The sequence below is a fragment of the Tropicibacter sp. S64 genome (genome assembly GCF_049803835.1).
In the GTDB taxonomy this organism is placed as follows: Bacteria; Pseudomonadota; Alphaproteobacteria; order Rhodobacterales; family Rhodobacteraceae; genus Pacificoceanicola.
The window spans coordinates 259,382-271,636 of record NZ_JBNAGK010000006.1; the positions used below are offsets into that span (position 1 = coordinate 259,382).

The following is a 12,255-nucleotide window of genomic DNA, read 5'->3' on the forward strand; positions in this document are numbered from 1 at the left end:
GATCCTGCGTCAGGCGACCCCGCCCATGGGCAGGCGGATCTCGAAGCAGGTGCCCGTGGCGTCCGTGCGCTTGAGCATCAGGTCGCCGCCATGGCCGCGGATCAGCTCCACCGCGATGGCAAGGCCAAGGCCCGAGCCGCCCTTGCGCGCGCCGCCCTGAAACGGCTGGAACAGATGTTCGCGCGCCTTGGGTGGCAGGCCTGGGCCGGTGTCGGAAACGGTGATGTGCCAGTCATCGTCCTCGGTAAAGGCGGCGATGCTGATCTCCCCCGGCTTGCCGGTGGCAGAGAGCGCCTGCCGCGCGTTGCGCACGAGGTTGGACAGGACACGGTAGATCTGTTCGGGATCGCCGCGCACCATCATGCCTGCCGGGACGTCTTCGGAGAGGCTGATGTCCTCTTCCCCGATGGCCAGCCGCTCCGCCTCCAGCACCTCGCCGGTCAGTTCGGCGAGATTGAACAGTGTCAGGCGCGGTGCCGGCTCCTCGGCACGGCCAAAGGCAAGCGTCCCCTCGCAGAGGCTGACGGCGCGGGTGATGGAGTTCACCAGCTTCGGCGCCATGCGCTTCACCGCCGGGTCTTCGGACATCTCGATGCGGTCCGTGAAAAGCTGCGCCGACGTCAGGATATTGCGCAGATCGTGACTGACCCGGGCCACCGCCCCGCCCAGCTGCGCCAGGCGCTCCTTCTGTTTGAGCGCCTGCGTCAGTTGCGTCTGCATCGTCTGCAGGGCCTCTTCCGCCTCGCGGAGCTCCCGCACGCTCGCGGATGGCTGGATGATGCGGCGAGCGTCTTCGGGGTTGGCGGCGTAGGCCTGCATGTGCCCGACGACCCCCTTGATCGGCTTGACGAGCAGCACCCGCACCGCAAGGAACAGCAGGAAAGCCGTGATGATCGAGATCACCGCCGACAGCAGCAGGATGCGCAGGCCGTAATCGACCATCGCCATGCGCAGCCCCTCTGTGTCCATGGTCACCTCGATCAGCTGCCCGGCATCGCGGAACGGATTGCCGATCACCCGGATCACCCGGTCCCCCGGATCGGTCAGCCGGACCAGCGCATCTCGCATCAGCTCCCAGGCGGTGGCTTCCCGCAGGTCGAAGGTCTCGGCGATCTCGCCGGGCATGGGCGAGGAGAGCACCAGCTGCCTCATGTCATCCCGCCGCAGAACGACGTTGAACACACCGGCGTTGTCCAGCAGTTCCGCCTCCAGTTCCGGACTGATCATGTCGTCGGCGAGCAGCGCAAGCGACGCGATCTGCGCGCGCTCCAGCCTGGCCAGCAGGTAATCCTCCCGAAACCGGGCAATGGAGGGCACGAAGATGAACACCTCCGCCAGCATGACGAATACCGTCGTCAGGATCAGGAATCTGCCGGAGAGAGAGTTCAACATCGCCCGCTGTCGTATCAGGGCAGCCAACGCTGCACCAGCCGCACCACTGTCTTGACTGTCTCGTTCTCGAACAGCCTCGGGGTAAAATAGGCCCCCGCCGCGCGTTTGTTAAGTTCTCCGATGGTGGGATAGGGGGATACCATACCCGAGACCTGGCTGAGTTTCAGGCCGTTCGCAATGACGAGCGACCACAGGTTGATGAGTTCCCCCGCCTGATGCCCGGCAATGGAGACGCCGACGGGGCGACCCTTGAGGACCATGAGCTTGATCAGGCCAAGGGTCTTGCGCTCGGCGATGGCACGGTCGTTGTGGGTGTATGGAAAGCGGACGACCTCGAGCTTGTCGCCGTGAGCCTGACGCGCCTGCTCTTCGGTCAGCCCGACCTGCGCCAGTTCCGGCTGTGTGTAGGTGGCCCAGGGGATGTGATCGGTCTTCGCCTTCGCGGGCAGGCCGAAGAGCGCGGAACGAATGACGATCCCGGCGTGATAGCCCGCCACATGGGTGAACTGCAGCCCACCCGCGACGTCGCCGATGGCATAGACGCGGCGGTTGCTGGTCCTCAGGCTGGCATCGACCTTGACTCCCGTACGCGTCGTCTCGATCCCGGCGGCCTTGAGGTTGAGCCGGTCGGTATTGGCGCGGCGACCAACAGCCACGAGCAGGTGAGAGCCGGTGAAGGCGCCCTTCGGTGTCTCGACGGTGATCTGGCCCTCCGATTCCCGGACGGAGGCGGCCTGCGCCCCTTCCACGATCTCGATGCCCTCCCCGCGCAGTGCGTCCAGCACCACGGCGGCGCACTCCGGATCGTCCTTGCCAAGCGCCTTCGCGCCCTCAATGACCGTCACGCGGGAGCCCAGCCGCCGATGCGCCTGCGCCATCTCCATGCCGATGGGTCCGCCGCCGATGATCAGCAGGTGTTCGGGCCGTTCCCGCAACTGCCAAAGGGTCTCATTGGTGAGATACGGCACCTCCGCCAGCCCAGGGATCGGCGGCACGAAGGGCGAGGAGCCGGTTGCAATGACGATGCGCCGCGCGGTGATGCGGGTCTCGCCCGCCATCACCTCGGTTTCCGAGACGAATGCGCCGTACTCGCGGATCACCCGCACGCCCAGCCCCTCGAAACGTTCCTGACTGTCGATCGGCGCGATGGTGGCGATGACATCGGCGACGTGATCCTTGGCGGCGGCGTAATCGACCTGCGGCATGGCATCGGCGATGCCGTAGGGCGCGGCATGACGCATGCCTTCGGCAACCTTGCCGCTGGCGATCAGCGCCTTGGATGGCACGCAGCCGTAGTTCAGGCAATCGCCGCCCATCTCGTGGCCTTCGAGCAGGGTCACATCCGCGCCCATCTGCGCAGCGCCCGCTGCGACGGAGAGCCCGCCAGAGCCTGCCCCGATGACCAGAAGATCGGTTTTCAGCGTTTTCGCGGCCATGTCTCAGCCCTCCGACCGGCCACGCAGGGCCTTGGTGACGATGGGCAGGGCCGCAAGCGCCGCGAGACCCAAGATCGGACCGATGATGTGCGGCGCCCAGAGCAGAGACAGGTCCGGTCGCTCTCCCCGGTCGAAGACTTCGCCAAGGCCGACTCCTATGGAGGTGAAGACCAGAGCGCCGGGAATGATGCCGAGCGCGGTTGTCAGCAGGAAGTTGCGGAACTTCACCCCGACCAGTGCGGGCAGCAGGTTGGCGACGAAGAAGGGCACGGCAGGCACGAGGCGAAGAATGAACAGGACGCTGATCTCGTTCTCGTGCAGACCGCGCGTGAGCTTTTTCACCGTGCCCTCCGAGGCATCGAGCCTGGCCGCCAGCGCCTGCCCCAGCCCGGCCCGCGCCGCGAAGAAGATGGCACAAGCACCGATGGTCGCGGCGATGACGTTATAAACCGTGCCTGCCCATAGGCCGAAGAGGAAGCCGCCCGTAACCGAGGCCACCGCCGCACCGGGCAGGGAAAAGGCGACTATGACAATGTAGAGTGCAAGAAACATCAGGACGAGCACGGCGTAATGGCTGTCACGGAACGTCAGCAGCGTCTCGCGATTGTCCTGCAACGTGTCGAACGACAGGTAATCGCGCAGGGTGAAGAACCCGATCACCGCCACGACAAGAATGGTCAGCAGCGGCAGATGGCGTTTCAGGCCCGAGGCGGGCGCGGTCTGGGTCATGTCGTTCATTGTCTCTCGGGCCTTGTTCATGTCAAACATGCCGTGAACATGTGTGCGAGGGCACCCGAATACGGGCTTTCTCACGCCCGATTGATCCTGAACCCGCGCTCTCGTGAGCAAAACCGGGGCCAGCTGCGGGAACTGTAACATTTTCACGGCGTCCCCCCGCAGAAATGTTGCATTTTCCGTCCGATCTGCGTTTGACATGTCGCCGGACGCCCCCTATAGCACGGGCTTCGAATGCATTGGCCTGCGAATCCATCGCTCTGGCCACCGACACGGAGTAGCCGCGATGAAACGCACCTATCAGCCGTCGAACCTCGTTCGCAAGCGCCGCCACGGGTTCCGTGCGCGCATGGCCACCAAAGCAGGCCGCAAGGTCCTGAACGCGCGCCGCGCCCGCGGCCGCAAGTCGCTGAGCGCTTGAGTTTGGCCGCTTCGCCGATGGCGGAGCGTGGTTTGACTGAACAAAAGGCCGCCCCGGAGGCTTCCGAGGCGGCCCTTTTGCCTGTGCAGGTCCTGCGCAAGCGCGGCGACTTTCTCGCCGCCGCCCGCGCCGGACGTGCGCCTTGCCCCGCGTTTCTTCTGCAAGCCCGCAAGCGGCGTGACGGCGAGGCGGACGGGATGCGTGTCGGCTTCACCTGCTCCAAGAAGGTCGGCAATGCCGTCGCCCGCAACCGCGCCAAACGACGGCTGCGCGAGATTGCGCGTCTGGTCCTGCCCGGGCTGGGCCGCGACGGCTGGGATTACGTTCTGATCGGACGGGCGGAGTTGACCGCGACCAGGGATTTCACCGACATGCAGGAGGACCTGCGCCGGGCTCTGGCGAAGGTTCACGCGGCGCGCCCATGACCCCGCTCGCCCAGATCGCTGCCGTCCCGGTGCGGCTCTACCGTCTGGTATTTTCGCCTTGGGTCGGTCACGGCTGCCGCTTCCAGCCGACCTGCTCGGCCTATGCGCTCGAAGCGCTCGAGAAACACGGCGGGATCAAGGGCAGCTACCTCGCAATCCGCCGCATCCTGCGATGCCATCCCTGGGGCGGCTCCGGCATCGACAACGTTCCCGAGCGCCGCAACAACCACGTCGACTGATCGCGCTATGGGCTAGACGGCTCCGGCAGTGCATCTTCCATCCTTCACCCCAGCCTTGGATACGTCGTCGAATACGAGAGCGTCACAGCCCCGGTGCCGTTGCCCGGCGCGTCGCAGGCCGCACTGAGCCGCACGCTTGCCGCATGGCACGAAAGCGCGTAAAGCGCCGCCATGCTTGACGATGATCTCGACGATATCCACCCGCTGTTCCACGGCGCTCCCAAGAGCACCGCGTTCAAGAAGTTGCGCAAGCGCCTTGTCCAGAACGTGCGCGAGGCGGTCGAGCAATATGGCATGGTGGAGCCGCGGACGGATGGCACCACGCCGAAATGGCTGGTCTGCCTGTCGGGGGGCAAGGACAGCTATACGCTGCTCGCCATTCTCTACGAATTGAAATGGCGCGGCCTCCTGCCCGTCGAGTTGCTCGCCTGCAACCTCGACCAGGGCCAACCGGGATTTCCCGCAACGGTTCTACCTGATTTTCTTGAGAAAATGGGCGTTCCGCATCGGATCGAATACCAGGACACCTATTCCATCGTCATGGACAAGGTGCCCCAGGGCCGGACCTTCTGCGCTCTGTGCTCGCGTCTCCGGCGCGGCAATCTTTATCGAATCGCGCGCGAAGAGGGATGCAGTGCCGTCGTGCTCGGCCATCATCGCGACGACATTCTCGAAACGTTCTTCATGAACCTGTTCCACGGCGGCCGCCTTGCGACCATGCCGCCGAAGCTGGTCAACGAGGACGGCGATCTGTTCGTTTACCGCCCGCTTGCACATGTTGCCGAGACGGATTGCGAGCGCTTTTCGGCGGCGATGAAATATCCGATCATCCCGTGCGACCTGTGTGGAAGCCAGGACGGTTTGCAACGCCAGCAGGTCAAGCAAATCCTTGATGCATGGGAGAAAAATTCTCCCGGACGGCGGCAGGTCATGTTCCGCTCCCTGATGAACATCCGCCCGTCGCACATGCTCGATCCGAAGCTTTTTGACTTCGCGGGCCTGATGCGGACTGGCGAAGACAAAAATTCGCCGTAATTCCTGCCTCGCCGTTAAGAACCGGGTTACCCATTTCGCCTAGGGTCCGTTCCAGAACTCTGGAAAGGATACCGGATGAAGGCGGCATGGAAAGCACGATTGGGCAACATGCGCCTTGCGCTGCGCCGCAGCCTTTTCGGACCCCAGGCTCTGGCATTTCTGCCGGCGGCTGCTCTGGCCGCGTTCTGGCTCGGGGGCGAGCCGTTGCTGCTGGTCACGGCGCTGGGGCTTCCCCTATTGTACTTTCTGTCCGGCGGGTTTCCCGCAACGGCAGGTGCCGCAATAGCGGCAGAGGGGCAAAAGGATCTCGTCGGGACGGCGGAGGCCGGCGCCATCGCCTCCGAAGCCATGGAGGCGGCTGCGACGGCGCGTCTGTCCACGGCCTGCATCCTCATCGAGATCGACGGATTCGAGGAGATCGCGCTACGCGCCGGGGAGACAACGCTCGAAACGCTGCGCGACCTGACCCTCACACGCATTCGCAACACGCTGCGCCGGGACGATCGCGCCGTACGGATCAGTGACAATCGCTTCATGGCACTTTTGTCGCCCTCCGTGCGGCTCGACCTGGAGGCGCTGCTGCAATTGGCCACGCGCCTCCAGACAGCGCTGGAAGAACCCGCTTCCGTTGACAACTCCATGCGTTACCTGTCCGCCTCCATCGGGTTCTGCGGCAGCCCACGCCTGAAACCCGGCGCCCGTGGCGATGACTTGATCGAAGCCGCGCAGATCGCCCTGTCCGAAGCCTTGTCGAACGGGCCATCCGCGATCCGGGCGTGGTCGGACAGCATGCGCGCGGCCTACACGGCACAGAAATCGCTTCAGGGCGAGGTCGACAAGGCGCTCGACAACGGCCAGATCCAGCCGTGGTTCCAGCCCCAGGTCTGCACGTCCACCGGCGCGATCACCGGGGTCGAGGCGCTTGCCCGCTGGATACATCCGGAACGGGGTATCGTGCCGCCCGCGCAGTTCCTGCGCTGCCTCGAAGAATCGGGCAAGATGGATCGCCTGAACGAGGTTGTCCTGCAGCACAGCATGACCGCACTGCGCAGCTGGGACCAGGCCGGACTCGATATTCCCCGTGTCAGCGTCAACTTCTCCGAAGTCGAATTGCGCGACCCGCGGCTGACCGAGCGAATCCAGTGGGAAATGGACCGCTTCGGACTGACACCGCATAGGCTCGGCATCGAAGTGCTGGAAACCGTGATCGCCAGTTCGCCGGAAGGCATCGTTGCCCGCAACATCGTCGAACTCGGCAAGCTTGGATGCCACATCGACCTCGACGACTTCGGAACCGGCCACGCCTCGATCGCCGCGCTCCGCAGGTTCAAGGTGCACCGTCTCAAGATCGACCGCAGCTTCGTAAGCCGGATCGACCGGGACGAGGACCAGCACCGCATGCTGGCGGCGATCCTCGGCATGGCGGACAGACTTGGCCTCGAGACCCTCGCGGAAGGTGTCGAAAGCGTCGGAGAGCACGCCTTGCTATCGCAACTCGGTTGCGATCACGTTCAGGGCTTCGGCATCGCGCGACCGATGCCAACCGACCAGATGGTGACCTGGGCCCGGGAGTACAGCCTCAAGATTGCCGAGGCACAAAACCTCGGACGCCGCTCCGGCTGATCACATCTGCGCGACAGGCATGCGGTCAAGGACCCGGACAACGCCCTTCGTTGGGTCCGTTTCCCGCGGTTTGCCCCGATTCCGCTTGACCTTTGGCCCCGGGAACGGTTGAACCCCGCCAGTATTTCGGAAAGGCAAAGGCGGCTGTCTCCATGGACGATCAGAACAAGAACCTCATCCTTGCCACGGCGCTCAGCTTCGTGGTCATCCTGGTCTGGTTCCTTCTGTTCCCGCCGCCCGAACAGGCGGCAGTGGATCCGAACGCGCCCGTCGCTACGGAAACCGCGCAGGCACCGGACGACGTGGCAGCGACTCCCACGGCTGCGGTGACCGAAGTCGGCCAGCCGGACCCGGCAGCCGCAGCCGAAACCGCCGATGCCCCACGCCTTTTGCTGGACACAGCCCGGCTCGAAGGGTCGATCTCGCTCACCGGCGGCCGCATCGACGACCTGCGGCTCAAGGATTATCACACCACGATCGACGACAGCTCACCGATCGTGCAGATCCTCGACCCGGTCGGCTCCGAAACGCCGTATTACGCGCTTTACGGCTGGGCAGCCGGTGCCGGGCTCGCGTCCACCGACGTGCCGGGCGCGAACACCCTCTGGACCGTGGAAGCGGGTGAAAACCTGACCACCGAATCCCCGGTCACCCTCGTTTGGGAGAGCCCCGCCGGGTTGACTTTCCGCCGCACCATCGCTGTCGACGCGGATTACCTGTTCACCGTCACTCAGTCGGTCGAGAATACAGGCGCCGGCTCCGTGTCCCTCGCGCCCTACGGCATCGTTGCCCGGCACGGCATCCCGAAAAACATCAAGAAATTCTTCGTCCTTCACGAGGGCGTCGTCAGCATGGCGGACGGAACACTGGGCGAGGTCGACTACAAGGATATGGCCGATTTCAGCGTCCTCGAGAGCGAGGGGGCCAAGGCCGAAGTCACCCAGGTCGCCGAAAATGGCTGGATCGGCTTCACCGATCACTATTGGCAGACGATCCTGATCCCGGAACCGGGTCAGGGCTTCAAGCAAGTCACCAAGTACAACAAGACCGGCGAGACGGAAATCTACCAGACCGAGACAGTGTTGCCGACGATCCAGTTGGCACAGGGCGAAACCCGTGCGGTCACCACGCAGCTGTTCTCCGGTGCGAAGGAATGGGAAACCATCCGGGAATACCAGAAGGCGGGTGTGCAGGGCTTCATCGATTCCATCGACTGGGGCTGGTTCTTCTTCCTCACCAAACCGATCTTTGCCGTCCTGCACTGGCTCAACGGTGTCATCGGAAACATGGGCATCGCGATCATCGCACTGACCCTGATCCTCAAGGCTCTGCTGTTCCCGCTGGCCTACAAGTCCTACGTCTCCATGGCGAAGATGAAGGAACTGCAGCCGGAAATGGAGAAGATCAAGGAGCGGACCGGAGATGACCGGCAGAAGCTCCAACAGGAGATGATGGCGCTCTACAAGAAGGAAAAGGTCAACCCGGCCGCGGGCTGTCTGCCGATTTTGCTGCAGATCCCGATCTTCTTTAGCCTCTACAAGGTGATCTTCGTCACCTTCGAACTGCGCCACGCGCCGTTCTTCGGTCCCTTCCAGGACCTGAGTGCGCCCGATCCCACAAGCCTGTTCAACTTCTACGGTCTCGCCCCCTGGGCCGCGCCGGAACCCGGCTCCGTGCTGGCGCTGGTCTTCATCGGCATCCTGCCGCTGCTGCTCGGCATATCCATGTTCCTGCAGCAAAAGCTGAACCCGGCGCCGACCGATCCGACGCAGAAGATGATCTTTGCCTGGATGCCTTGGGTCTTCATGTTCATGCTCGGAGGATTTGCCTCGGGTCTCGTGGTGTACTGGATCGCCAACAACACCATCACCTTCACCCAGCAATACCTGATCATGCGTAGCCAGGGGTACAAGCCGGACCTGCTCGGCAACATCACCGGCAAACCCCGGGAGAAAGCAAAGAAATGACTCGGACTGTCAGCGAAATCTGGCGGCACCCGATCAAGAGCCACGGACGCGAGTCCGTGGCTCAGGTCCTTCTTGAGGCCGGGAAAATGCTGCCATGGGACCGTACCTGGGCGGTTGCGCACGAGATGTCCGAGGCCGACGGCTCCGAGTGGGTATCCTGCCGCAACTTCTCCATCGGCACCAAGGCGCCGGAGCTTGGAGCGATCCGCGCAAAGCTGGACGAGGCGACCGGGCGCGTGACCCTGTCGCACCCGAAGCGTCCGGACCTGACCTTCGATCCGGACCGCGAGGGCGACAAGCTGATCGCCTGGACAGACGGCTTCATCCCGGAAAGCCGGGCGCAATCGGTGCGCGTCGTGCGCGGCCAAAGGCAGGGCTTCTGCGACAGCGATTTTCCAAGCGTGACACTGTGCAACGCCGCCTCGCATCGGGCCGTCGAAGAGCGCATCGGCCATGCGCTGTCCCGGCAGCGTTGGCGGGGGAATATCTGGTTCGATGGTGGCGCAGCCTGGGAAGAATTCGAGTGGATCGGCAGCGATGTCCGGATCGGCGACGCCGTGTTGCGCCTGCGCGAGCGCACGGACCGCTGTCTGGCCACACACAACAACCCCGACACCGGCGCGCGCGACGCGCAAATCCTGGAAACGCTGGACAGCTTCGGCCACCGCGATTTCTCGGTGCGGGCCGAAGTGATCACGGGCGGCCGCGTGGCAGCCGGCGACGAGGTGACCCCGCTATGACAACCCTGCCCTTTCCGCTGGCCGATGAGCCGGGCGATGACGCCCGCGAGGCCGCCCGCAAGCTGTTCGCCGGGGAGGTGGACTTCCTGAAAGGCGTCGTCGGCATGCAGCACCTGCCCCCGGACGACCGGGTCGAGGTCTGTTTCGCCGGGCGCTCCAACGTCGGAAAATCGAGCCTGATCAACGCCCTGACCGGCCGCAAAGGGCTGGCGCGGGCGTCGAACACGCCGGGACGGACGCAGGAGATCAACTTCTTCACCCTTGGCGCGGAGCGCTATCTCGTCGACCTGCCGGGCTATGGCTTCGCCAACGCCCCGGTCGCCGTCGTCGGGAAGTGGCAGGCGCTGCTCAAGCAGTACCTGTCCGGCCGCGCCAACCTGCGCCGGGCCTTCGTGCTGATCGACCATCGGCACGGGGTGAAGGCGGTGGACGAGGAGATCATGACGCTGCTCGACAAGTCCGCCGTGACCTTCCAAGTGGTGGTGACCAAGGCCGACAAGGTCAAGGAAACCGAGCGGGACAAGATCCTGAACCAGATCCGCGAAAAGCTTTCGAAGCACCCCGCGGCCTATCCGGAGATCGTTGTCACAAGCAGCGAAAAAGGCTGGGGCCTGCCGACCCTGCGCAGCATTATCGCCGGGTTGCCCTAGCATTCTCCCGCGACTGAGGGCAGACTCCCGGCAAACCGCAGGGATCGGATCATGAGAAAGCAGAACATGAATCAGGACTGGATTGCCACGGCCCGGACGCTGTCCGAGGCGCTTCCTTATCTGCAGCGCTACACCGGCGCCATCGTCGTCGTGAAATTCGGCGGCAATGCCATGGGCGACGAGGACGCCATGGCCGAGTTTGCCCGCGACATTGTGCTGATGCGGCAGGTCGGCGTGAATCCGGTTGTCGTGCATGGCGGCGGGCCGATGATCAACGACCTGCTGAAGCGCCTGAACATCGAATCGCGCTTCGTGCGTGGCAAGCGGGTGACCGATCAGGCCACCGTCGAGGTGGTGGAGATGGTTCTGACCGGCCTCGTCAACAAGCGCATCGTGCAGGCGATCATGGATCAGGGCGGCCGTGCTGTGGGGCTGTCCGGCAAGGACGACGACATGATGGTCTGCGAGGCGGACGATCCGGAACTGGGCTTTGTCGGCAGGCCTGTGGAGATGAACGTGCAGGTGCTGCGCGACATGTTCTCCGCCGGGATCATTCCGGTTGTGGCCCCGGTGGCCACCGGCATGAACGAGAACGAGACCTTCAACGTCAATGGCGACACGGCGGCCGGGGCGATTGCGGGTGCGTTGCAGGCGGATCGCCTGCTGCTGCTGACCGACGTGCAGGGCGTGAAGAATGCGGAGGGCGAGGTGGTGACCGCGCTGACGCCGGAGGACGTTATCAAGATGACCGAGGACGGCGTGATTGCGGGCGGCATGATCCCGAAGACGGAAACAGCGCTCAAGGCCATCGAGGCGGGCGTGCGCGGCGTCGTCATCATCGACGGGCGCGTGCCGAATGCCTGCCTGCTGGAACTCTTCACCGAGCATGGCTCCGGCTCGCTGATCCGCAAGGCGGACTTGCCCTCGCGCAAACAGGGATGACCCTCGCCGATCTGGACCGCGCGGCCCGGGCTGCCGGTCTCCGGGTTCGGGGTGCATTGTACCCCGGCCCGGACGATGACGCGCCCGAGGGGACGCGGACACTGGTTCTGTTGGGTCCCGACGAGCCGGGATTCTGGGCGATCTTCACCGCCTCTCCCGAATATGCCGCCAGCAAACCCGATCCGCTGGACCACTGGTCGAAGCGCGTGCTGGGCACCCTGGCCGAGGCATGGCACGGCACCCCGATCTTCCCTTCCGACGGTCCGCCCTATGCGCCGTTCGTCCGCTGGGCCGAGGCCTCCGGACACGCCTGGACCTCGCCGGTGCACTTGCTGGTGCAGGCCGAGGCCGGGCTGTTCATCAGCTATCGCGGCGCGATTGCACTGCCGGACCGGCTGGCCCTGCCCGCGCCGTCGCCAAACCCCTGCCTGACGTGCCCGTCCCCCTGCACCACCGCCTGCCCCGTCGGCGCCATGGGCCTGGGACAGGATTACGACGTGCCCGCCTGCAAGGCGCATCTGGCCACCGCCGAGGGCGCGGCCTGCATGGCCGGGTGCCTCGTGCGGCGCGCCTGCCCGGTGTCGCAGGATTTCCGCCGGCCCCCGTCGCAATCGGCTTTTCACATGGCTGCCTTTCTGGGAGAGTGACGC

13 protein-coding genes are annotated in these 12,255 nt (G+C 64.7%); 10 read left to right on the plus strand and 3 right to left on the minus strand.

From position 1 onward, the window contains the following. Positions 1-9 precede the first annotated feature (9 nt). Genes ACP159_RS12005 through ACP159_RS12015 form a run of 3 tightly spaced genes read right to left on the minus strand, consistent with a single transcriptional unit; the run spans position 10 to position 3,566 of the window. Positions 10-1,392, minus strand: coding sequence for a sensor histidine kinase (locus tag ACP159_RS12005; protein WP_425099958.1), 1,383 nt, complete (start codon positions 1,390-1,392; stop codon positions 10-12). 14 nt (positions 1,393-1,406) lie between these two features. After that, the gene (locus ACP159_RS12010) at positions 1,407-2,828 is read right to left on the minus strand and encodes a dihydrolipoyl dehydrogenase family protein (RefSeq protein WP_425099959.1); all 1,422 of its coding nucleotides are present in this window, start codon (positions 2,826-2,828) and stop codon (positions 1,407-1,409) included. A 3-nt stretch (positions 2,829-2,831) separates the two neighbouring features. Further along, the gene (locus ACP159_RS12015; RefSeq protein WP_425099960.1) at positions 2,832-3,566 is read right to left on the minus strand and encodes a TVP38/TMEM64 family protein; all 735 of its coding nucleotides are present in this window, start codon (positions 3,564-3,566) and stop codon (positions 2,832-2,834) included. Positions 3,567-3,849: 283 nt separating this feature from the next. Here ACP159_RS12015 and rpmH point away from each other — a divergent pair, with 283 nt between their 5' ends. From rpmH to ACP159_RS12065, 10 genes are all read left to right on the plus strand, one after another. Next, the gene (rpmH, locus tag ACP159_RS12020; protein ID WP_043868490.1) at positions 3,850-3,984 is read left to right on the plus strand and encodes a 50S ribosomal protein L34; all 135 of its coding nucleotides are present in this window, start codon (positions 3,850-3,852) and stop codon (positions 3,982-3,984) included. A 17-nt stretch (positions 3,985-4,001) separates the two neighbouring features. Further along, positions 4,002-4,409, plus strand: a complete 408-nt coding sequence (rnpA, locus tag ACP159_RS12025) for a ribonuclease P protein component (protein WP_425100022.1) — start codon at positions 4,002-4,004, stop codon at positions 4,407-4,409. Continuing rightward, positions 4,406-4,648, plus strand: coding sequence for a membrane protein insertion efficiency factor YidD (gene yidD / locus ACP159_RS12030; protein ID WP_425099961.1), 243 nt, complete (start codon positions 4,406-4,408; stop codon positions 4,646-4,648). The genes rnpA and yidD overlap by 4 nt, the downstream gene beginning before the upstream one ends. Before the next feature lie 171 nt (positions 4,649-4,819). Beyond that, the gene (gene ttcA / locus ACP159_RS12035) at positions 4,820-5,683 is read left to right on the plus strand and encodes a tRNA 2-thiocytidine(32) synthetase TtcA (protein WP_425099962.1); all 864 of its coding nucleotides are present in this window, start codon (positions 4,820-4,822) and stop codon (positions 5,681-5,683) included. A gap of 75 nt (positions 5,684-5,758) precedes the next feature. Further along, entirely contained in the window at positions 5,759-7,306 is a 1,548-nt protein-coding gene (locus ACP159_RS12040) for a putative bifunctional diguanylate cyclase/phosphodiesterase (protein ID WP_425099963.1), read from the plus strand. A 152-nt stretch (positions 7,307-7,458) separates the two neighbouring features. After that, a complete protein-coding gene (yidC, locus tag ACP159_RS12045; protein WP_425099964.1) occupies positions 7,459-9,273 on the plus strand; it encodes a membrane protein insertase YidC in 1,815 nt (604 codons plus the stop codon). Next, the gene (locus ACP159_RS12050; RefSeq protein ID WP_425099965.1) at positions 9,270-10,013 is read left to right on the plus strand and encodes an MOSC domain-containing protein; all 744 of its coding nucleotides are present in this window, start codon (positions 9,270-9,272) and stop codon (positions 10,011-10,013) included. Before yidC ends, ACP159_RS12050 begins: the two co-directional genes overlap by 4 nt. After that, positions 10,010-10,663: a ribosome biogenesis GTP-binding protein YihA/YsxC gene (yihA, locus tag ACP159_RS12055; RefSeq protein WP_425099966.1), complete on the plus strand. Its 654-nt coding sequence runs from the start codon at positions 10,010-10,012 to the stop codon at positions 10,661-10,663. Before ACP159_RS12050 ends, yihA begins: the two co-directional genes overlap by 4 nt. 51 nt (positions 10,664-10,714) lie before the next feature. Beyond that, positions 10,715-11,605: an acetylglutamate kinase gene (gene argB, locus ACP159_RS12060; RefSeq protein ID WP_425099967.1), complete on the plus strand. Its 891-nt coding sequence runs from the start codon at positions 10,715-10,717 to the stop codon at positions 11,603-11,605. Next, positions 11,602-12,252, plus strand: coding sequence for a ferredoxin (locus tag ACP159_RS12065; RefSeq protein ID WP_425099968.1), 651 nt, complete (start codon positions 11,602-11,604; stop codon positions 12,250-12,252). Before argB ends, ACP159_RS12065 begins: the two co-directional genes overlap by 4 nt. Positions 12,253-12,255 lie beyond the last annotated feature (3 nt).